The sequence below is a fragment of the Ruegeria profundi genome (genome assembly GCF_001507545.1).
Taxonomy (GTDB): Bacteria; Pseudomonadota; Alphaproteobacteria; order Rhodobacterales; family Rhodobacteraceae; genus Ruegeria; species Ruegeria profundi.
In genome coordinates this window covers 1-21,833 of the sequence record NZ_LQBP01000013.1, presented here as the reverse complement: position 1 = coordinate 21,833, position 21,833 = coordinate 1, and the positions used below count along the sequence as shown (strand labels likewise).

Sequence of the window (21,833 nt, the reverse complement as noted above, 5' to 3'; positions counted from 1 at the left end):
CAAAAAGACTAAAGAAAAGCTTGGCCAAAACGAGATTTGGTGGCTTATTCCTTAGCTTAACCCAACGGAGCTATTTTTTGTGGAGAAGGTATGCATGAATTGGAGGAAGCTTTGTGTTTTCCTGCTACTACTTTTCCAAGTGGGTTGCTCAAGCATTTCTAGGAACCCAGTGAGCGAATTGGATCTAGAGAGCCCACAAGTTCCGGGCATTGAAGGTGCTCGTTATTGGGCCGATGTAGCTCCTGCCAATATCAGTGAACTTCTTGAAGAGATTCATCGTCAAAGGCGCGCGTCAAGGCTTTCTGCGGACTACACACTAACACTATCGGGCGGTGGCGAGGACGGAGCCTTCGCTGCCGGTATTCTTTCCGCATGGAGCGACGCCGGCACACGCCCAGAATTTTTGGTCGTTACAGGGGTTTCTACAGGCGCGTTGGCCGCACCATTCGCCTTTCTGGGTTCCGACTATGATGATGAGCTCAAAGAGCTGTACGGTGGGCTACCACCGTCGCGGATATTCAGAGGCAGATTTATAACTGGCATCCTAAGTGGTTCCTCTGTCAAAAACTCTGACCCGTTAAAACAACTTATCGAAACTTACATAACCGACAATTTTTTATCGCAGATTGCCAAAGAGCATCGTCGCGGACGGCGGTTGTTAGTTCAGACGGTGAGTTTAGATGCACAAAGGCCGGTGCTTTGGGATATGGGCGCCATCGCGAACAGTAATTCACCAAATGCAAAAAAGACATTTGGTGATGTCTTGCTCGCATCAGCGGCAATTCCGGGTGTTTTTCCTCCGGTTTTAATCGACGTCGATACTAAGGATGGTGTTCGGGATGAACTTCACGTTGATGGTGGCGTCTATTCTCAAACCGCCTACGTGCCTGGATGGGACATCCCAAGGAAATATGCTCGTGGTGGAAAGCTGTATGCGATCCGAAACGGCAAAGTTGAGCCAGAACTTAAAGTTATTGAACCGGGGGTCCTCCAAGTATCTGCACGCTCGCTTTCCACACTGATCAAGGCACAAGGCGTAGATGATCTTACGATTGCGTACAAACTGAGTCTGCAGAGTGGCGGCGAATACCAAGCAACTTGGATCAGAACGGATTTCGACTATCCTCTAGCTGAGCCGTTCGATCCAGAGTACATGCGAGCGCTGTTTGACTACGGTTATCAGCGTTATAAGTCAGGGACACTTTGGAGCGATCGTCCGCCTCGGTAAGCCACTATTAATTGTTACCGCTAATGGGAACTTTGCTTCAGCTGGCTTGTCAGCTAAATTAATATCATTAGTGTATGCGACTATGTCGATGAGTGAAACTGAGCGCAATCGGTTACGACTTTGGCGCCGCTGGCAAGTCACGTTTGATCATTTTAAGTATCCGCCCCCTATGCAGAGGGTGCATCAAGCACTTGTTATCCATCCTCAGCCGTGGACAACTCGCGGTTTAGCTAAATATACTAATTTGCCTCAGACAAGCGTGAGACGACAGCTGAACCTTCTAGCTAACCCGAACGTGAAACATGTAGACGATGGGTTTCAAATCACAGAAATGGGTTTGGCTTTGAACTGGACTGTGCATCGCGAACTGACAAAGTTCGTTCGAGGGGGGCACCGTTTCAGCCAAGAACTAATTTCCGCACACAAGCAGTCAAATGGTGTGAATGGTGCGGGCGGGATCGACTACGAATGGCTCGCTACGCATGTCTGGTGGCCTGTAATAGAGGCGCCGGAAATTCTAGACGCGTAGAGTGTTGGTTGGTTTGATCTGGCAGTGCCTTAAAGCTTGAACGAGTGGGTTGTCAGTTGTTCGTAGACTTAATCGCTTATGTGGTTGCAAGGACTGCATCAAACGAACTCGCAATAACTCTAACTCAATTGCCTACAGTTGTTGAATGGGGGGGGGTAAAGGACGTGGCAAAAAAGAAGAAAATCTCCAAGAAATCCTATGAGACGGATTTAAAGAGACTACAGGTGGAGCTTTGTCACCTCCAAGGTTGGGTGCAACGAACCAAGGCGAGAGTTGTTGTAGTGTTCGAAGGGCGCGACGCCGCAGGAAAAGGCGGCGTCATCAAACGTATTACCGAGCGTGTAAGCCCACGAGTCTTTCGGGTCGTTGCGCTTCCTGCACCAAGCGACCGACAAAAGTCCCAAGTCTATGTCCAGAGGTATTTTGAACATCTTCCTGCAGGAGGCGAGATCGTCCTTTTCGACCGAAGTTGGTACAATCGTGCGGGAGTGGAACGGGTCATGGGTTTCTGTACCGACAAAGAATATGAGAACTTTTTGACCGACGCGCCTGGTTTTGAGCGATACCTTGTCAGAGAAGGTATCATACTTTTGAAATATTTTTTTGATGTCAGTAGAGAAGTTCAGCAGGAGCGTTTCAAGGATCGCATGATCGATCCTAGAAAACATTGGAAACTAAGCCCGATGGACTTGGAGTCCTGGGCGCGTTGGTGGGACTACACCGAAGCATATGAGAGAATGATTTCGGCGACAGACAGTGAACATGCACCTTGGTTCCGCGTCCCCGCAGACAACAAACGCCTAGCAAGACTGAATTGCATCTCCCACTTACTTCAGTCGATTCCGTATGACGAAGAGCCCTTTATTCTTCCTGAACTGCCAAATCGTCGCAAACGCAGGAAAGGTGCTCCAAAGTCCATTTCGTTCACACATACTGTTCCGCAAAAATACTAGCTGGCTGACGGTCGGAATACGTCCTTTCAAACACCATTGGATTCAAGGGCTGCTCCAAGGCTGGACTTCAAAAAGGTGGTCGGCTTGCTATTGAACGTGGGAAAAGTTTAAGCCGCCTCTGTGGCGATTTCGACTGGTAGCTGTGTCTTCGCGACCCGTTTTGTCAGTGTGTACATGTGGCGCAACTGCTCAATAAAAGTCATCAGAAGTCGCACACGCTCCAAGTATCGAGGTTCGTCAATGTCCAGTCGCTTGGCGTGCCTTTCGAATAGCTGGTCGGAAAGAGTTCTAATATCATCTTTGAGCAAGAGTACTTCTTGAGCAGAGCGCTGGTCGCTGTTCCCTACAGCTTGGACCGCGAGTTCAAGACTTTCTCTCGCACAAGTCCAAAGACCCTGCACCATATCTCGGGTTGTTTCACTACTTTCGGCATAATCGCCATCGATGAAGATTTTGAGCAGCTCAACCATGTCCGATTCAACAATGTCTGCTGCACTCTCAATATTTATAATTGCAGAGACAAGTTTCTGATGCGTTTCGCTTTCGCTTTCAGTGAGCGAGCTTTGCCTAATGCGACCAAGGTATTTCATGATTTCTGAACTTAGAATATCCACTTCATCGTCTCGTCTTGCGACCGCATCCAACGCCTCTCTGTCGTGGTGTTCAGCTCCCTTTCCTAGTGCGTCCATCATTTCCAAGGCGATGTGTCCGGCCCTTTCAATCTCTCTTCTCGCGTTTTCAAGGGCAATCGTGGGAGCTTCTAGAGCCCCATCATCAAGGAAATCGGGCTGGATTATTTTATCTTTTGGCTCAGGCCGATCTGGGACCAGCCTTTCCGCGAGGCGCGCGAAGGCCGTCGTGAAACCGATAAATATCATAGTGTTGAGGACATTGAACATGGTGTTAGCATTTGCGATCTGCCTAGGAACCTCCGCAGCAAGTTTGTCTTTTCCAACCAGACCTTCCGCGGCGGCGGGCGAAACATTTACCGCTATGTCCGCGAGAATGCTCAGGAAAGGTATCCAAATTAGAACACCGGCAATATTGAACAAGACATGTACAACAGATGCACGAACCGCCTCGACCGGCTTGCCAAGTGCCGCAAGCAATGCTGTGACACAGGTCCCGATATTTGCCCCCAAGGCCAAAACTATCCCTGCCTGTAGAGACAGCAAACCTTCGCTTGCCATCGCTATGGCAATACCGACAGTGGCGGCAGAGGACTGAACCAAACCAGTGAATAGCGCTCCCGCCAAAATGCCAAAAAGCGGTTGTTCCATGCTGGCGAGAATTTCCAAGAAGGGTTCGTAACTGCGTAAAGGTTCCATCCCATCGCTCATCAGGCCCATTCCGTAGAACACCAAACCGAGGCCCATTATCATCATACCCATGTATTTTGAGCGTTCATTCTTACTACCAAAAGTCATAAAAAAACCTAGAGCCACTGCAATCAGGGAATACGTAGAGAGGTTGAATGCCAGCAGCTGCGCCGTGACAGTGCTGCCAATATTTGCTCCCATGATCACGCCGACGGATTGCGCAAGTGTCATGACTCCGGCTGTAACAAACCCCACGACCAGCACTGTCGTAACAGAAGAAGAGTTCAGAACACCTGTAACAAATGCGCCAGTCGCCGCGCCCATAAAACGGTTCACAGTAAGCTTTTGAAGAACATCTCGTAGAGTGTTTCCTGCAGCTTTCTTTAGGCCCTCAGACAATAGGTCCAATCCAGCCAAAAAGAGCGCCAAACCGCCAAACAGTCCCATCCCTAATTGCAGCCAATCTACTTGCTGCTCTGCTGTTTCTGTGGGCTGCGCGTAAGCTGCGTTGAAACTCAGAAAAGCAAAGCCAACAAAAAAGTACGGCAGCAAACGAACTATCGGTTTCGACATGGATCAACCTCCTGCTTTTCGCCGAACCGCATAGACAAGGATCGCCAAGATCGACTTCATGCAGCTAGACTCATTCAATTATAGCCTGAAATTGGGAGGACGCGGATTGTTACTGTCTAGCAGAGTTTACGGATTGCCGGCTCGCATACCGCTTCGCGTCCAAAGGGTCTCGTACCTGCCAAGACAGCAAACTTTATCACAAAATTTAAACTGATCGTCGTTTTTTCACTCAAAGCAGTGTTCGAAAAATTCGTCTATCTCACCTGATTGCAATATTTCGGCTTCTTCTTCGCTGTATGATTCCGGTACTTTTCCAGTGGTTCGATAGCGGACGTATTTTTGCGCATAAATTAAGATAATTCCCTGCGCTAATTCATAGAATACCCTACTTTCGTTTTCATCTACCTCGACACCTTGTTTCATTATTTCGTAAACACAATTTTCGGTGCCTGTTAGGATCGTCTCTTCGCCTAAGAATAAGTAAGAATGTGTCTTTTCGCCTGCTGCAGCTGGAACACCAGTTATACTGCAAAGGGCGATGCTGACAGCGCTTTTGATCAAGTGTTTCACGTTGATGGCCCTTCTATTTTTTGTGAATTGGCTTTTCGTTGTAAGTATCGGCCAAGTCTAGCAGCAGGATCGTTGTCTTGCACCCTTGTTCGATCATGCTCTACCATCGGGCCAAAATTTCTGGTTGCACCTGTGCAGCTTGTTCAAGGCCGAATAGTGGTGAGGCGAAGTTAGGAGTCTGTTCATGGCAGAACCGATCGTGGTGGATAGTTTTATTGCTGTGACTCTTGGCATCGTTGTGTACTTTCTCGGATCAAGGCTCACAGAGCAGTTTGAGCTTTTACGCAAGTACTCAATCCCCGAACCGGTTTCCGGTGGTTTACTGGCAGCACTAGTGACACTAGGCGTGGTGACTGTGACCGGGCGAGAAGTAGTTTATGATCTGGCGTCGCGCGACTCTTTGCTGATCTACTTCTTCACCACAATTGGTCTTAATGCGAAGTTCTCGGACCTAGTTAAAGGCGGCCCACTTTTGGGCCTCATGCTAGTTTTGACCATTGGGTATATGTTTATCCAGAATGGAATAGGCGTTCTCGGAGCTTCACTGTTTGGGTTGCCATCTCAGGCTGGTGTGATGATGGGGACAACATCTCTCATCGGTGGTCACGGTACAGCCATAGCGTGGGGCCCAGTTGTTGAAGAGCAATATGCCGTAGCGGGTGCAGCAGAGCTCGGCATCGCTGCTGCGACGATCGGATTAATCATGGCAAGTCTAATTGGAGGACCAATCGCCAGCTACTTGGTTGCGCGTGACCGGCTTGAACCAAGCGCGAAAGAGAAAACGCCGATTTCCAGTTCCGATGAAAACGCTAATGAGGTGACAGCTTCTACCGATCCGATCGGTGGCCCGACGAATCCTGGAATGATGAGAGCTATTCTTTGGACACATTTAGCAATTGTGATTGGCTTCATTGCAGATGAATCGCTGGAATTAACCGGAGCAAATTTGCCGCTCTTTGTGCCATGCCTTCTTTCTGGCATTTTACTGGCAAACCTGACGCCCAGAGTTTTTCCGAAGATCAAGACTCCAACGGGGACTGCCTCTCTGAAACTATTACAAGACTTCTCGTTAGCAGTGTTTCTTTCAATGTCTCTAATGAGTATGCAACTGTGGACTTTGGCGGGTTCCGCTGGTGTTTTAGCCGTCACAATGACGCTTCAAACTGCTGCTGCTGCTGCTTTCATCATTTTCGTTGTCTATCGAACGATGGGGCGAAACTACTTCGCTGGCGTGATGTCGGCGGGTTTCGCGGGTTTCGCTCTTGGAGCTACACCTACGGCCATCGCAAACATGACTGCCGTGACGCATAAGTATGGCCCGTCTCCGCTTGCCTTCATTGTGCTTCCGCTGGTTTCAGCTTTCTTTGTCGATATTGCCAATGCGTTTATTATCCAATTGTTCGTCTCGAACTTACCTTAAAGTCAGGCTTAATCGAGTTTCATAGCCAGAATTTGACCGCTGCAGCCAAAGCGATAGCGGAGAAGGACGTCGTTAGGTAAAAATCGTATCGTCTTGCGACACGCCACCAAAAAATTATCTCGATACGGCTACGGCGTTACAACGACGCTTGTCTGATTGGGCGGATTTTTTGCGTTGCTTTTTGTCCTGGGATACAGACGTGTATCCATTTGCTTCTCAATCTGCGGTGTAGGTCGTGTCCGAAATTAGTTCAACTGGAAAGCTGTTATCATCATTTGGGCACTTCATGCTGACGCGGACGTTTTACTTAGCGGGGTTAGTCGGGCGTGTTATGCTCAAAGATGGGGTGGTCGAGCCCAATTGAAGGTCGTTCCAACAGATTTAACAGCAGAGTTTATCGAGTTAGGAAAACTCCCGCTGGCCCGCAACAGCAATTTACTAGTCTTCCAAGCCGCGCTGCATCCTTCCCACGTGGCGAAAAATATCAGTGAGCATTGCTGTCATCAAACCAAACATGAAAAAACCGTTTGCTCCAGTCATCCCGCCGAGCAATCTCTGGTGCTGTGGGACGACTACATCGCCAATACCCAAGGTCGTATACGCTACCAGTGAGTAGTACACCGCCTCTTCCAGCGTGCTGAATACTGACATCTGCAAAAAAACTAGGGCCCACAACCAAACGCCAAATGTCGTAACGCTCATTATGCAAACCACGACCATGATCAAAACCACTACAAATGACATAAATCGGTTGTTCGAATGTCGAAGCCACGGCTCCATTTTTTCAAGTACCTCATTAAGAACGCCCCACATTATTGCGCCTGTCATAATGGAGAGCAGCGTGATAACTGAGCCCAGCAACAATTGACTAATCACGAGACTTTCTCCTTTTCCGCGTCTTGCACCGGTGCCACCAAGGCACGAGTTGCCTCGCACAGTGGTCCGCGCTCGGCAGACGATTTCAAAGCTTGAAGACGGTAACCCTACGATAGGATGGTAACCCCACAATACTGAGTGCGGCTTGTTTCTCCAGAACCAGCTTTATGCATATCGCGAAGGAGCCTTCGCCAGTTTTCAAATCGTCACACCGAAACATTCTTTTTCCGGTAGCGCTTATAATCATTATCAAAAACCTTCGACCTTTTATATTCTTAAAGCTGAATTGAAAGGGAGTGCTTCGAACTTGATTTCCGAGGTGCCAAAGCTTCACGCTTGCAGATCGAACGCGGTTGCCGTGCGACTTTGCGCCTTGTTACTCATGTTCTGCGCTGTAACGCCTTCGGTATTGGCTGAGGAAGTTGAGGACTATTCTGGCCTCAGGCTCAGCCTTCCCTTTGCCTTTTACAATGAAACATTTGGTCTCAGCGCAGGCTGGGTAGAAGGACGGGTAGGATACCCGCAACCTCAGGCCAGGATACTTGGCACTATCATTGCTGGTGACACTGGCTCAGCCACAGGTTTCCTTGCCGCAGAAGACCTACGGGTCCCTCGATGGAATCGCCTCTTTATCGATCCCATATTTTCTCTCGGTTATTACAACGACGCAGACACATATGTAGACGGCAATCCGGATTTCGCAGGGAAGCGAGCAGGAACGAATGACTCGAACAAAGACAACTTTGTCACAGGTAGCGGTTCGGACGTGTTTTCGCGAGTCCGGTTCAAGTATCTTTTGCCGATAGGTCACGGTCGCAATCAAGTTGTTCCTGACTACAGTATACGCGATGGCTTCCTGGTTTCCGGCGCGACAGGTGGATCGTCTCTGAACCCATTTGAAAGTGGGCGAAGCTTTTTTGAGATAAGGCCGTTTCACAGAGCGTTGGTGAGCGACGGAGATGACTTTGACGGAGAGTTGCGCACAAATGGTCTGGATTTCGTCTACTTCTGGGATAACCGTGACTTTCCGGTGAACCCCACGAAAGGCGTTGGCCTCAAGCTGCAATATTCAAGGGATTTCGGTTGGTTTGACAGTACAGATTCCTGGACTGTCATGCAGGCTGAATTTGATGCATATCATGAATTTGGGGAGTCCGCGTGGTTCCGCAGTCGAGTGCTCGCATTCGATTTCTGGACTGCAGATACTCCGTCTTGGAGTGAAAATGGAGGAGTTATCTCCAATCGTCCACCTCCTTACACTGGAGCCACGCTTGGAGGTTTGTTTCGTATGCGCGGCTTTCCGGAGGAGAGATTCAATGATCGTTCTGCCATCTACTATTCTGCGGAACTTCGCATGACCCCGTATTGGAATCCATTCGACCAATGGCCCGCCGCCCAAGAATTGCTGGGTGTTGAGTGGGTGCAGGTTGTTCCATTTGGTGAGATGGGCCGCGTCGCAGGCAGTTACGATCTTGGCGAACTGCATTCTGACATGAAATGGAGCGCTGGTATTGGGTTCCGCGCATGGGTTCAAGGCTTTGTAGTCAGAGCAGATACCGCATTTTCTGGCGAAGGTATTAGGCTGCAGATGATGATTGGACAACCATTTCAGTTTTGAAACGAACGCAGTTTCCTTCAGTCCGAAGTAACTCTTTCTACGCTCTGGAAGTCTTGGAAGACAATACTCGAAGTGCTAATTGGGAAGGTAGTGGTATGTGTCACATCAATAGCTTGAGTGCGAGTGTTCAATACACTGACACCGCTAGCGCCCACGTCAGACAATCCATCCTGCTGTTAGGAATGCCTTTTAAATCGCTTAAATCCAGCGTCATTCAAGCCAGTTACAAACTTTGAGCAGCCTCATCTGACTGGTCCAAGTTGATTGTTAGGAATCACTTGGGTGCGTCAGCTCAGAGAGAAATGTTGACAACAAAGAAGGCTTCGAGCAGAACATTCTTGTCGTGCCCATTGTATCAATGGAACCTGGTCTCTCCCACGCTTTCAGAAACCGTAGTTCCTTTTTCACCGCGAACAGCCGCGGGAACATCGGCTAGGGCGCAGATGATCGCGCGACCGCCCGATGATCGCGCAAAGTCTTGCGCAGCTTGCACCTTCGGACCCATTGACCCCGCAGGAAAACTGTACTCGTCTAGAGCGTCTGGTGTGATCGCCCGAATGCCTTTCTGATCAGGTGTTCCCCAGTTCAGAAACACGGCCTCTGCATCCGTAGCGATGACAAAGAAGTCTGCGCCAAGGTTCTGCGCCAGAAGACAAGAGGCAAAGTCTTTGTCGATGACGGCTTCGACCCCGACGAGTTTCCGTTCAGTTCCTGCCTCATACATCGTTGGGATGCCACCTCCGCCAGCAGCGATCACGGTCGCGCCCTTTTCCAAAATCCAACGGATCGGTTCGATTTGAAAGATGCGTTTCGGTTTTGGTGAAGGCACCACACGACGCCAGTAGTCTCCGTCCGGCTTTACGGTCCAGCCTTTTTCGGCTGCTTCCTTCTTGGCGTTCACTTCGGAATAGACCTGTCCGATGAATTTGGTCGGATTTTCGAAGGCTGGGTCGCTTGGGTCTACCTCGATCATGGTCAACAGGGTGGCAATATGGTGCTTGAATGGCAGGATATTGCCCAGTTCCTGCTCGATCATGTAACCGATCATGCCCATCGTCTCGCCGGCCAAAACGTCCAATGGGTACTCCTCGACATCAGTATACATGATCTCTTGCAGGGCGAGCATTCCGACCTGCGGACCATTGCCATGGGTGATGACGGTTTCATGCGCTTCGCACAGCGGGGCAAGAGCTTTGGCGGCAATCTTCGCGTTCTTGCGTTGATTGTCCGCCGTCATTTCCTCACCCCGTTTGAGAAGCGCGTTGCCGCCGAGTGCTACAACAACGCGTCCCATGGGTCAGGCTCCAAGTGTGGCGACAAGGATCGCCTTGATTGTATGCATCCGATTTTCAGCTTGCTCAAAGGCTATGTTCATATCGCTTTCGAAAACCTGCTCGGTCACTTCCATTTCCGAGATGCCGAACTGTTCGTGAATGTCCTGACCTACCTTGGTCTCCAGATTGTGGAATGCTGGCAGGCAGTGCATGAATTTCACGCTTGGATTACCGGTTTTCTTCATTAGGTCCATGTTGACCTGATAGGGGCTCAGCAATTTGATGCGCTCGGCCCAGACCTCTTTCGGCTCACCCATCGACACCCAGACATCGGTATGAATGAAGTCCGCGCCTTCGACAGCAGACGTATCGTCCGTGATGGTCACACGTGCGCCCGTCTTTTCGGCCCTCTCCATAGCCAACTCCCGCACGTCGTCATGGGGCTGAGTTTCTTTTGGTGAGACCATTCGAACATCGCAGCCCATGATCGCGCCCAGCATCAGAAGCGAATTGCCCATGTTCGATCGGCAATCACCTGAATAGGCGTAAACGATATCCTTGCGGGGCTTGTCGGCATGCTCGATCATGGTTTGCATATCCGCGAGCATCTGTGTTGGATGCCAATCGTCCGTTAGGCCATTGTAGACCGGCACGCCAGCATAGTCTGACAACGTCTCAACCATATCCTGACCCGCTCCGCGAAATTCGATCCCGTCGAACATGCGGCCCAATACGCGAGCCGTGTCTTTCATCGACTCCTTATGCCCGATCTGCGAGCCCGACGGATCGAGATAGGTGATATTCGCGCCCTGATCGTAGGCGGCCACTTCAAAGGCGCAGCGAGTGCGTGTCGAAGTTTTTTCGAAGATAAGGCAGATGTTCTTGCCGGTTAACGACGGCTTTTCCGCGCGGGCATACTTTGCGCGTTTCAGGTCGCGGGCTAGATCCAGCAGATACAGCATTTCACGCTGGCTGAAATCGGCGATTTTCAGATAGCTTCTACCCTTGAGATTGAATGCCATTTTGTCTCTCCCTAACTAAAATCAGTGGGCACAGGGGGCTGCACCCATGGTAAATTCAATAGGCGGGGTCGCGATCGATCGGGCAGGTCATACAGTGGCCACCACCGCGACCACGCCCCAGTTCCTGACCCGAGATTTCGATCACCTCGACACCGGCTGCGCGCATCTTGCCGTTCGTAAACGTGTTACGTGCATAGCCAACGACAACACCGGGCGAGAGGGCCACTACGTTGTTGCCGTCATCCCATTGCTCGCGCTCGGCCTGGAACTCGTTACCACCTGTCGAGATGACCTCCAGCGAGTTCAGCCCCAGTGCTTCTTTGTAAACGTCGAACAGGTGTCCTTCTTCGACCCTTGCATCGAACAGTTTCTTGTCGTCTGGGCGTAGTGAAATGCACGTGATCTGATCCGCGACTTCCGTGAATGCAGTCACTTTGTCGTGGTCAAGACAAGTGAAGACGGTATCCAGATGCATGGCCGCGCGGCTTTTTGGCATCGCGCAGGCGACTACTCTCTCTGCCCCGCCTTTCTCGAATAGTGCCTGCGCGAGAAGGGTAACAGCATGACTCGTCGTTCGTTCACCCATTCCGATAAACACGGTTCCTTTACCTACAGGCTGCACGTCACCGCCTTCGACTGAGGCATTGGCAAAATCCTCATCGCTGTCGCCCCACCAGATATCAAACTCGGCTTCCTTAAACATCGGATGGAATTTATACACCGCACGCATCATTAAGGTCTCAGGTTTGCGAGCAGGCCAAAACATCGGGTTCGTTGTCACACCGTTGAATATCCAACACGAAGGATCGCGCTGGAAAAGGGCGTTAGGCACAGCGGGCAATACGAACTCACTCTGGGTGATCAAATCGTCGAATTTTGGGTCAATGGTTCCCTTGGGTAATTCCGCGAATATGATACCCCCAAGCATGTGGCGCGCGAGATCCGCAGCTTTCATCTCGTCCAACCAAGCCCTCATCTCAACAGACACGCCAAGGCCAACAATTTTTGGAATGATCAATCGATCAAGCATGAAAGATCTAGCGCTACTATCAGTAAGCACTTCAGCCAAAAGATCCTGAATGTCGTAAACCTCGACCCCGCGTTCGCGCATGAGCGAGCAGAACTCGGCGTGGTCTTTGCGAGCTTGTTCGACCCAGATCACGTCATCGAACAAAAGCTCTTCGCAATTTCGCGGTGTCAGTCGGTCATGCGCCAGTGAAGGGCGCGAGACAATCACCTTGTTGAGCTTTCCGATCTCGGAATGAACGCCGAGCTTCATTGCAACTCTCCTTTCGAACTATCCTTTTTCTGAATGTCTTCAATTTCATTGGCCTGGCTCCAGCGGACCCAGACGTGGATGGGCACGCCCATAAGCAACAGGACGGAGCCAACCAAAACAGTTTCAGCGCCTGAGCCGATGAAGGCCCAGACCGAATAAATGAACCCAAGCGCGCCCAGCACGGCGACCTTCGCCAGTTCCGGGCCATGCAAGACCTGCCCGCCTTTCAGACGGATCAAAATCTCGGCCACAGAGCAGATGGCATAGGGCAACAGGCTGGCGACAACGGCGAGCAAAATGACAAAGTTGAATGCGGCGACCAGCCCTTGCGCATAGTTCATGATGATCAGAACCGAGGCTAGCGCGTTCGACAGGATTAACGCATTAGCAGGCGTTCCAAACTTGGATTTTTGGCCCAAGGCTGCAGGGAAGACGCGATCCAATGCGGCACCATATGGAACCTGTCCGCTGAGAAGCGTAAAGCCATTAAGGGTACCAAACGTCGAAATCACCGCGCCCACCGCAACAAGGACGCCGCCAAAGGTTCCGAACATCACCTCGCCGACTGCAGCCAGCGGGGCTGCCGAGACGCCAAGGGTATCCGCTGGAAGAACGCCCATCGAAACGGCCGTAACCGATATGTACACACATGCCGCAATGATGACGCCGATGACAGTGGCACGTGGAATGGTTTTTTCGGACTCAATCACATCGCCGGACGGTACGGTGGCCGACTCTAGCCCCAGATAAGCCCAAAGAGTTAATGCTGCCGCCGCCGATATCGCGGAAACCGCAGTTGTCCCGCTCTGGTTTACCGGCATGTAATTCTCGGGATTGATCCAAAAGATGCCCAGCGTGCCAATCAGGATAAGTGGTACAAGCTTGAGCACGGTTGTTACAATCTGAACCAGCCCGGCCTCCTCGACGCCACGAATGTTGATCAAAGTCAGTGACCAGATCGCAACCAGGGCCGTGGCGAGTCCGTACATCGGGACTTCGACGAGGACCGGAAACAAGAATCCAAGGTATCCCACAAGAGCCACAGCGACGGCGGCATTGCCAGTCCAAAGCGCGATCCAATATCCCCAAGCGATGATGAAGCCCGCAAAGTCGCCAAAGGCTTCCTGAGAATATGCGTAGGGACCGCCCGGTTTGGAGACGACACGCGACAATCGACCAAAGATGATTGCCAGAACCAGTGCCCCTGCCGAGGTCAAAATCCACCCGCCTATCGCAATTGGTCCAAATGGCGCGAGAGAAGCTGGAAGCAGGAAAACTCCGGACCCGATCATGTTCCCAACGACCAAAGCGATACAGGCCGTCAGCCCAAGAGCGCCCGATGCCGAAGTCGTTTCTGGAGCGGAGCGATCGGTCATTGCGACGGCTCAGTTCGATGTCGTGTCTGAAGTCTCGGTTGTGGACCCGTCGATCCCCGGATCAGTAATGGCCCCAACGGTAAGTGCGGCGCAGATGATCACGGCCAGAATTACGAGCAGCGGGAAAACAAAACGTAGCCACCTGTCATATGACACGCGGCCAATGGCTAGCCCTCCCATGACGACGGCAAATGTCGGATTGAAAAGGTTCACCCATCCGTTGGCTGATTGATAGGCAGTCACCACAAGGTCACGGCCGACGCCCGCAAAGTCTGCCAGTGGCGCCATGATCGGCATCGAAAGCGTGGCCAGCCCAGATGAGGACGGCACCAGGAATGACATCAAAATCTGAATGCCAAACATAGCGTTGATAAAGGCAAACTCGCTCAGCCCCGAGACAAAGCCCTCAGCTCCGGCAAGGATGGTATCGGTGATTTTGCCCGCGTCCATGATCACGACCACGCCGCGCGCGACACCGATGATCAGCGCAACCCCCAGCAGATCGCGGGCACCATCGACGAAGGTTTCCACAAAGGTCGCCTCGTCCATACGGGACCCTTCGTCCATTTTTCCGACCCACCAAACGATGATGGACATCACAAGGAACAGGCCAGACATCTCGGCCATCCACCACCCCAAAACCACAACACCATAGATCATTATTGCAAACGTAATGCCGAACAAGAGCAGGATAATAGAACGGGTTCGAGTCAACTCTGGCAAAGCATCATCGCCGGCCGACCCCTTAAGAAAATGCCTTCTGTTTTCCTCGGCTTGATCCGCAACCACAGATGCAGAAGGATCGACCTTTACTCGCTTTGCGTATCTCATGACAAAAGCGATGCCAGCTGCCAAGCAGAGTATGAGGATAATAAACCTTAGAACGATGCCAGTCGTAAATGGAATACCAGCGCCTTGCGAAGCGACGACTGTCGCAAACGCGTTGAATGTTGAGCCAAGAGTGCCGATACCAGCTCCTAGCATGATCACGGCAACACCGGTGACTGAATCATATCCCGCGCGTATGAAAACCGGAATTATGAGAGCATAAAACGCCAGTGTTTCCTCAGCCATGCCGTAGCTGGTGCCGCCAAATGCAAATGCGATCATCAGAATCGGGATCATTAAAATCTCGCGGCCTTCAAGCCTGTGTAGCAACCACCCAATGCCGGCGTCGATGGCACCAGTTTTGGTCAAGACCATCAGAAAGCCGCCAATAACCAAAACGAAGAGCGCGACGTCTATTGCTGCACTTGAAGAGCTTCCGAGAAGCCCAGGGTCATACATCCCTGCAATTGGTGCGAGAATGACCGAAGTTAGTCCTTGGGGGTTAGACTCGACTTCGTGATAGGTGCCCGGAACAGGAGCTTCACTGCCTAAAGCTTCGTTCATTTGACGTTCGTATTCGCCTGCAGGAATGACCCAAGTTAGCACCGCTACAATAGCGATCAGAGCAAACAGGATTGTAAATGCAGTAGGAAACTTGAATTTGGACATTTGATACTCGCGTTGGAGGTGGAGCAACGTGAAAAAAACGAGCATGTATCTAGATTCGTTTCAATTTTTGGCGAACCAAAATGGCTCAACGGAAAGTGAAAAATTGAGGGCAGGAAGTAGACTAGCGGTGATTCGCGCTATGTTTGCGCGAAGATTTGCACCCACGTTGTAACGAAAGGGGCTTCTATGCAGCATGCTAACCATGCCACGGATGACCGAGACACACTTCCGACAGCACCTTGGGTGATCGAGAAAACTGCATTAACCGAGACACTAGCTGTAGATCCTAAACACGGTTTGAGCTCGAAAACCGCAAAGGAACGCCTCTCCCGATACGGACTGAACCGTCTATCCGAAACCGAGGCTGAACCGGCGTGGAAAATGCTGCTCGTTCAATTTAAGAGTCCGCTCCTAATAATCCTTATGGTGGGTGCGGTTATTTCGGCTTTCACCGGACATTGGATTGACGCCGTGGCGATCTTCGTGATCGCGATCTTCAATGCCTTCATCTCGTTTTGGCAAGAGTTCAAGGCAGAACAATCACTCGCCGCACTTCGCGAGATGTCAGCCCCTCAGGCTTTGGTAAGAAGGGATGGTGACCAGGTACAAATCGCTGCTTCTGATCTCGTCCCCGGCGACATATTGATAGTTAAAACAGGTGATATCCTTGCCGCTGACATTCGCTTTCTCCAAGCCAACAGAATGCAGGTCGATGAAGCTGCACTAACCGGAGAGTCCGAACCTGTGGACAAACATGATCGCAGGATCAACGATCACGAGGTCGTTCTTGCCGATCGCCTCAACATGGGCTTCATGAGTACCCTTGTCACAGGTGGAACCGGCGAAGGCGTCGTGGTTGGAACTGGCATGAGAACCGAGGTTGGCCATATCGCGGATCTGATGTCAGCAGCTAAGGAACCAAAGACACCGCTGCAGCTAAAAATCGAAGCACTTTCGAAGGTACTCATTATCGCGGCCCTTATCGTTGTAGCTATCGTCATTGGCATCGGCGTAATAAACGGCATGGACCTCGCTGAAATGCTGAATACAGCCATTTCCCTGTCAGTAGCAGCCATTCCAGAAGGCCTACCAACTGTCGTCACAATACTTTTGACGCTCGGATCTCAGAACATGGCTTCGAATAACGCTCTGGCTCGAAAACTGTCTTCAGTGGAAACGTTAGGCGCCACGTCTGTTATCTGTTCTGACAAGACTGGAACTCTTACACAAAACCAAATGCAAGTAATGCGCATTTGGGCTAGGGGCGAAACCTGGGAGGTAAGTGGCGCGGGCTTTGACACGTCAGGGGAATTTCTGGACTCGAAAAACCAAGCCACAAAGGTCGAAGAGGGGACAGCGTTGTGGCCTGTGCTGATGATCTCTGCTTTTTGCAATGATGCCCGGCTGATTGGTGAAGGTGCTGAGACCTCGGTGCAAGGTAACCCGACTGAAGGTGCGCTTCTGGTCGCTGCGGCAAAGGCTGGAATTGATGTCGAAGAATTGAGTGCTCGTCGGAGCGAGGCTCTTCAATCCTTCCCATTCGATTCAACACGAAAAATGATGTCTGTCTTCGCACAGCTCCCCGACGGGCGAACTGTTTTGGTTGCAAAAGGAGCTCCTGACGTAATTTTGTCGCGAGCAGTTAAGGTCCGCATCGGCGAGGAGGAGCGCCATATAACGCCTGAACTACGAGCTGATGTAGAAGATGTCATTGACAGTTTTGGCGAGCGCGCTCTTAGAACTTTGGCAGTGGCGTATCGCGAAGTTTCCCCAGACGAACTGGATCACGACAACCCCGAACAGGAAATCGTGCTCGCTGGTATACATGGTATTATGGATCCCCCCCGACAAGAAGTCCCGCATGCCGTAGCAGAAGCCACCAGTGCCGGAATTCGTACTGTTATGATTACTGGGGATCACGCAGTCACCGCCAAGGCGATAGCCGAGCGAATCGGTGTAATTTCGGGTTCACAGCAAGCCGTATTCACGGGTGCCGAGCTCGACCAAATGAAAGACGAAGATCTAAATAGCGCTGTGAAGAACGCAGCTGTGTTTGCGCGCGTGACGCCCGAGCACAAACTTCGCATCGTCAAGGCACTTCAGACCAACGGTGAAGTGGCCGCGATGACAGGAGATGGCGTCAACGATGCGCCTGCGCTTCGCGCTGCTGACATAGGTGTCGCCATGGGGATAACCGGGACACAGGTTGCCAAGGACAGCGCCGCGTTGATCCTTCTGGATGATAACTTCACGACTATTGTCACGGCTGTTCGTGAGGGCCGGAGAATCTTTGACAACCTACTGAAATTCGTCCGGCAAGCTCTGACCGCCAACGTTGCGGAAGTTACCACTATACTTTTCGCTTTCCTGCTAATGGGCGCAGACCCCCTCCTTCCGATCACACCGCTTATGATCCTGTGGGTGAACCTAGTTTCAGATGGCTTACCAGCACTGGCGCTGGGATTTGAAAAAAGCGAGCCGGATCTAATGAGACGCCCGCCACGCCCGCGCGACGAGGACATGTTTGGTGGCGGAATGAAAGAGCGGATTCTGATTAGGGGGAGCGCATTGGGTTTTCTGACCTACTATGTGTTTCAGGAGTTTCTCGAACGCGGCGCCTCTCTGGAGCACGCGCAAACAGCTGCATTCATGACCCTCATATTTGCGCAAATCTGGCATGTCTTTGACGCGCGAACTACAACGACGCTTTACCGAAAGTCGCCGCTTGGTAACACCGTGCTGCTAGGCGCAGTCGGCATTTCAATCGTTTTATCGTTGTTGGCAATTTATTCTGCTCCGGGCCATTTCGTTCTGGGCACGGTTCCGTTGCCTCTTTCACATCTGTTGGGAACGTTCTTTGTCGCGGCGCTTCCAACACTCGTGCTTTCCGGCCTGAAGGAGATGTTTAATCTTAAATTCGTTTGAGTGTAAAGAGTGTAGTTTCAAAGTGTTAACCCTAAAATGGTGGTCACTTGTTTTGTGTGGAAAGGAGGATCTTGCCAAGTTTATCGACGGAGTAATCTAACCTTTTTGGCCTCTAGGAGTAGTTTGCGGCGCGTTTTGAAGCGAACTCAAGAATAGTCATCGGCTTCTGCCGATCGGCAAGTAGCGGCATACGCAGATCGTAGTTTCTTTTGTGGTTGGCCATGTGGATTTCGGAATTTTTTTTTAACGGAGCTAGCGAGCCAGTCCTGTAGGACAAAAGACATCTGGCGTTAGAGTGATGCCAAAAATCGTCGAGGTAAGCTCAGCCGAAGCGAAACGCTGATGGTACAGGACATTTCCGTTGGATAGCAAGCGATGGTGGCGCAGAGAATGCCCATTTGGCGTCCTGACGTAGCAAGGAAGGGGAAGTGATAAATGGAACACAAGGATCCATTTGTAGAAAAACTTCAGGTCGTAATTCGATTTGCCGTCCGTATTTTGGCCGTAATGATGGTTCTGGTTATTCTACTTGGCGTCTTGGATGTGGCCTGGACCCTCTATCAGAAACTAATCAATCAGCCTGTATTCATACTGACAATCTCTGAAATATTGGCTACTTTTGGCGCCTTCATGGCGGTGCTAATCGCTATCGAAATATTCGTAAACATCACAATCTATCTCCGCGACGACGTAATCCATGTGAAGATAGTGGTTGCGACGGCGCTCATGGCCGTCGCACGAAAGGTCATTATACTCGATACGGAAAAAACCAGCGGACTGGATCTGGTCGGCCTTGCACTTCTAGTGATTGCTTGTTCACTCGCCTATTGGCTGGTTCACGATATGCCGTCCTTTAGCGTTCGGTTTGGGCGAACCAAGAGCGCTGAAGAAGCCAAGGAAGAACAATAGTGCCAATATTTTTCTGTCCTCAGGGAACAATGCACTCAAGATACTTATTTGTGAGGCAACGCGCGACTGGACTTCTATTGCTACATTTTGACTAATTAAGGGTATGAAAGTACGTCTCCATATCGGTGTTGCGACGTTATTCACGTTTCTCACGTTAGCCGTAACAACAATGCTTGTTGCCATTCTTTATTTTGGCAACAAAGAACTCGCCATTCGTACCGCGAAAGAGCGGATGGCCGAGGCAAGAAATCAGTCAGTAGATGAGATGCTAACCGTAATACGCGGAGCGGGAAGTGTCGTATCTTCTGCGTCGGTCTTTCTTTCTAAGTTTAAGGAGTATGCTGGCTCAAGTGCAGGTTTGGACGTGCTCTATTCGCAGATGCAAGGTAATGAGCACTACTATGGCTTGTATTTTGGAGAGGAAAAATCCGGCGACTTTTTCCAAAATATAAACCTTCCAAAACACTGGAAAACTTTTGGACAGAGCGCCTTGCCAGTGCCGGAAGGAGTGAATCGCGTCCAACGGATAATTTCAGAACAATCTGGCGACCGTGTCGAAACTTACTTTTGGTCGAATGGCAGTTCGTTGGCGACGCCATTTCTTAGTGGCACTACTGTCTACGATCCTCGAACACGCCCTTGGTATCGCGGGGCGTTAGAGCAAAGCGGCGTTTACGTTTCGCCGCTTTATCAGTTTGAGAGCACAGGACGTCTGGGTGCAACGTTCTCAAAAGCCGTAGTCGACGACGAAGGTAAATTGCTTGGCGTCGTTGCGCTCGACATAACAATATCGGCACTTTCGCAAATCCTAGATGATATAAGGATCGGCGATCATGGTTTGGTTTTCATGCTAGATCGCGAAGGTCGCCTGCTTTCCTACACCAGCACGCGATCCGAAGGTGGAGAGCCGCGCTTCGTGAGTACAAATACGAACGAGCTAATTGAAGGTCGTAGCCAAATTATTGAAAGTGTCATTGATAAATGGCGAACCAGTCAGCAGGGCTTTCTCCGCATAGCTCCAGCATCCGATGCAAGAAACTATATCGCATCTGTGATGCCTATCCCTGAAGTCTTCGGTGCCCAACCCACGCTCGGGCTCATAGTGCCGGAAGATGAGTTTATAGGAGAAATAAAAAGAAACACGACTCGCGCCATGCAAATCGGCGTACTTGCTTTGGTTCTGGCTGTCTCATTTACCTTTGTTGTCGCCCGTCTGTTGAGCAAAAATCTCGTGCGCGTGGCAAAGGAAGCCAGAAAAGTCAGTAACTTCGAATTGAGTGAAAACTTGAATCTGAAGTCAAATATTCAGGAAGTCGCCGAACTCGGAGCAGCCATTGCAAGTATGAAAGCTGGATTGTCGAGTTTCGGTGCGTTCGTACCGAAGGAGCTGGTGCGCTCTATCCTTTCGAAAGCAGAGAGAATTAGCGTTGGGGGAGAGTCGCGCGACGTGACCCTTATGTTCGCCGACCTCAAAGGCTTTACGCGCCAAACCGAGGGGCTTGAACCCGAAGTTCTGATGCCTGCTTTGTCCGAGTATTTCGAAGCAATGGAAAAAGAGATATCCGGCAATCAGGGTACCGTGGATAAGTACATCGGCGATGCCATTATGGCTCTGTGGAATGCTCCGCTCGATGATACTGATCACCCTGTTCATGCTTGCAGAGCAGCTTTGGCTTGTTTGCAGGCTGAGGCGAAACTCAATTCTGATGAGGAAGCGTTACCATTACGTCCGTTGCACACACGTTTCGGCCTACACACCGGTCGCGTAGTGGTCGGTAACGTTGGGTCTCTTTCGAGATTGCAATACACAGCACTGGGTGCTGCCGTAAATTTTGCTTCCAGACTGGAAGGGTTGAACAAAGTTTACGGTACAAGGATTCTCGTGTCGTCAGATGTCGCTGTTCATGTCGAGAGCATGTTTTTGCTGCGCGAAGTTGACCATGTTGTGCCTGCCGGAACTAGTTTTCCTAGTCGTATCTTTGAACTAATCGCGGAAAAAGATGATGAGAGTGGCTTTCTGGCAAGCGTAGCCAAGAAACGCGAGCTCGAAGAATGGCGTGTATGCTATGATTTGTATCAGTCTGGAAAATGGTCTGATGCATTGGAAGCCCTCCAGACGCATCGAGAAATCGCAACTAACAAGCTTCTTGTAGATGTCTTTATCGAACGTTGCAGCCGTTTCGCGTTTAAACCACCGGCCACTTGGGATGGCGTTTACCGTTTCGAGAAGAAATGAATGAGAAGCGCAGCAAACGATCATCCCGATGGGTTTCAGGCCAATAATGCGCTTACAATCAAAATGGGCCGGTCAATTCAGGCCAACCAAAAAACGGGTATTGCTTCAGATAGCGGCGTTTGTCGGCTATGAGCCGAGGGTGTGTGGAAACTCGCGTAATTTCTCCTTGCTGAAGGTTTTCTGCCGTCTACGTCGGCCAGCCTCGGTTTATGGGCGACATTGGCGCCCT

Annotated in this window: 16 protein-coding genes; 8 read left to right on the top strand and 8 right to left on the bottom strand. The window is 50.8% G+C overall.

Annotated elements, in window-relative coordinates; translation table 11 throughout:
* The first annotated feature begins 169 nt into the window (after window positions 1-169).
* The 3 genes from AVO44_RS18715 to ppk2 all read left to right on the top strand — a co-directional run bounded on the left by AVO44_RS18715 (window position 170) and on the right by ppk2 (window position 2,710).
* A complete protein-coding gene (locus tag AVO44_RS18715; RefSeq protein ID WP_157770044.1) occupies window positions 170-1,228 on the top strand; it encodes a patatin-like phospholipase family protein in 1,059 nt (352 codons plus the stop codon).
* 295 nt (window positions 1,229-1,523) lie between these two features.
* A complete protein-coding gene (locus AVO44_RS21370; RefSeq protein WP_169794881.1) occupies window positions 1,524-1,757 on the top strand; it encodes a hypothetical protein in 234 nt (77 codons plus the stop codon).
* Between the two features lie 56 nt (window positions 1,758-1,813).
* A complete protein-coding gene (ppk2, locus tag AVO44_RS20815) occupies window positions 1,814-2,710 on the top strand; it encodes a polyphosphate kinase 2 (RefSeq protein ID WP_205626560.1) in 897 nt (298 codons plus the stop codon).
* Between the two features lie 107 nt (window positions 2,711-2,817).
* Here ppk2 and AVO44_RS18700 read toward each other — a convergent pair whose 3' ends face one another.
* Together AVO44_RS18700 and AVO44_RS21160 are read right to left on the bottom strand one after the other, a co-directional pair.
* Window positions 2,818-4,602: a Na/Pi cotransporter family protein gene (locus AVO44_RS18700; RefSeq protein WP_068340497.1), complete on the bottom strand. Its 1,785-nt coding sequence runs from the start codon at window positions 4,600-4,602 to the stop codon at window positions 2,818-2,820.
* A gap of 225 nt (window positions 4,603-4,827) precedes the next feature.
* Window positions 4,828-5,172 (bottom strand): hypothetical protein, encoded by a 345-nt coding sequence (locus AVO44_RS21160; RefSeq protein ID WP_157770043.1) that lies wholly within the window; start codon window positions 5,170-5,172, stop codon window positions 4,828-4,830.
* A gap of 184 nt (window positions 5,173-5,356) precedes the next feature.
* On the opposite strand from AVO44_RS21160, the gene gltS reads away from it, so the two are divergent.
* Window positions 5,357-6,592 (top strand): sodium/glutamate symporter, encoded by a 1,236-nt coding sequence (gene gltS, locus AVO44_RS18690; RefSeq protein ID WP_068340494.1) that lies wholly within the window; start codon window positions 5,357-5,359, stop codon window positions 6,590-6,592.
* 438 nt (window positions 6,593-7,030) lie between these two features.
* Here gltS and AVO44_RS18685 read toward each other — a convergent pair whose 3' ends face one another.
* Window positions 7,031-7,468 carry an ion channel gene (locus tag AVO44_RS18685; protein WP_068340492.1) on the bottom strand — a complete coding sequence of 146 codons (438 nt, stop codon included), beginning with the start codon at window positions 7,466-7,468 and terminating at the stop codon, window positions 7,031-7,033.
* A 145-nt stretch (window positions 7,469-7,613) separates the two neighbouring features.
* Between AVO44_RS18685 and AVO44_RS18680 the strand changes: the two genes are divergently transcribed.
* A complete protein-coding gene (locus AVO44_RS18680) occupies window positions 7,614-9,086 on the top strand; it encodes a BamA/TamA family outer membrane protein (protein WP_157770042.1) in 1,473 nt (490 codons plus the stop codon).
* A 355-nt stretch (window positions 9,087-9,441) separates the two neighbouring features.
* Here the strand turns inward: AVO44_RS18680 and arcC are convergent, their stop codons facing one another.
* Genes arcC through AVO44_RS18655 form a run of 5 tightly spaced genes read right to left on the bottom strand, consistent with a single transcriptional unit; the run spans window position 9,442 to window position 15,534 of the window.
* Complete coding sequence (gene arcC / locus AVO44_RS18675; protein ID WP_068340487.1) at window positions 9,442-10,380, bottom strand: carbamate kinase; 939 nt, start codon at window positions 10,378-10,380, stop codon at window positions 9,442-9,444.
* 3 nt (window positions 10,381-10,383) lie between these two features.
* The gene (gene argF, locus AVO44_RS18670; protein WP_068340483.1) at window positions 10,384-11,382 is read right to left on the bottom strand and encodes an ornithine carbamoyltransferase; all 999 of its coding nucleotides are present in this window, start codon (window positions 11,380-11,382) and stop codon (window positions 10,384-10,386) included.
* A 55-nt stretch (window positions 11,383-11,437) separates the two neighbouring features.
* A complete protein-coding gene (locus tag AVO44_RS18665) occupies window positions 11,438-12,661 on the bottom strand; it encodes an arginine deiminase (RefSeq protein ID WP_068340479.1) in 1,224 nt (407 codons plus the stop codon).
* Window positions 12,658-14,037, bottom strand: a complete 1,380-nt coding sequence (locus AVO44_RS18660; protein WP_082677572.1) for an amino acid permease — start codon at window positions 14,035-14,037, stop codon at window positions 12,658-12,660. The genes AVO44_RS18665 and AVO44_RS18660 overlap by 4 nt, the downstream gene beginning before the upstream one ends.
* Window positions 14,038-14,046: 9 nt before the next feature.
* Complete coding sequence (locus AVO44_RS18655) at window positions 14,047-15,534, bottom strand: YfcC family protein (protein ID WP_068340635.1); 1,488 nt, start codon at window positions 15,532-15,534, stop codon at window positions 14,047-14,049.
* A gap of 243 nt (window positions 15,535-15,777) precedes the next feature.
* Here AVO44_RS18655 and AVO44_RS18650 point away from each other — a divergent pair, with 243 nt between their 5' ends.
* The 3 genes from AVO44_RS18650 (at window position 15,778) to AVO44_RS18640 (ending at window position 21,604) form a co-directional block, all read left to right on the top strand.
* On the top strand, window positions 15,778-18,459 hold the full coding sequence (locus AVO44_RS18650; RefSeq protein ID WP_233422030.1) for a cation-translocating P-type ATPase: 2,682 nt from the start codon (window positions 15,778-15,780) through the stop codon (window positions 18,457-18,459).
* 435 nt (window positions 18,460-18,894) lie between these two features.
* Window positions 18,895-19,368, top strand: coding sequence for a phosphate-starvation-inducible PsiE family protein (locus AVO44_RS18645; protein WP_068340474.1), 474 nt, complete (start codon window positions 18,895-18,897; stop codon window positions 19,366-19,368).
* 103 nt (window positions 19,369-19,471) lie between these two features.
* A complete protein-coding gene (locus tag AVO44_RS18640; protein WP_082677571.1) occupies window positions 19,472-21,604 on the top strand; it encodes an adenylate/guanylate cyclase domain-containing protein in 2,133 nt (710 codons plus the stop codon).
* Window positions 21,605-21,833 lie beyond the last annotated feature (229 nt).

What these genes read in the sequence shown, in the direction of transcription:
- AVO44_RS18700 (WP_068340497.1), bottom strand. Translation starts at nt 4,602, where the DNA reads ATGTCGAAACCGATAGTTCGTTTGCTGCCGTACTTTTTTGTTGGCTTT.
- gltS (WP_068340494.1), top strand. Translation starts at nt 5,357, where the DNA reads ATGGCAGAACCGATCGTGGTGGATAGTTTTATTGCTGTGACTCTTGGC.
- arcC (WP_068340487.1), bottom strand. Translation starts at nt 10,380, where the DNA reads ATGGGACGCGTTGTTGTAGCACTCGGCGGCAACGCGCTTCTCAAACGG.
- argF (WP_068340483.1), bottom strand. Translation starts at nt 11,382, where the DNA reads ATGGCATTCAATCTCAAGGGTAGAAGCTATCTGAAAATCGCCGATTTC.
- AVO44_RS18665 (WP_068340479.1), bottom strand. Translation starts at nt 12,661, where the DNA reads ATGAAGCTCGGCGTTCATTCCGAGATCGGAAAGCTCAACAAGGTGATT.
- AVO44_RS18660 (WP_082677572.1), bottom strand. Translation starts at nt 14,037, where the DNA reads ATGACCGATCGCTCCGCTCCAGAAACGACTTCGGCATCGGGCGCTCTT.
- AVO44_RS18655 (WP_068340635.1), bottom strand. Translation starts at nt 15,534, where the DNA reads ATGTCCAAATTCAAGTTTCCTACTGCATTTACAATCCTGTTTGCTCTG.
- AVO44_RS18645 (WP_068340474.1), top strand. Translation starts at nt 18,895, where the DNA reads ATGGAACACAAGGATCCATTTGTAGAAAAACTTCAGGTCGTAATTCGA.
- AVO44_RS18640 (WP_082677571.1), top strand. Translation starts at nt 19,472, where the DNA reads ATGAAAGTACGTCTCCATATCGGTGTTGCGACGTTATTCACGTTTCTC.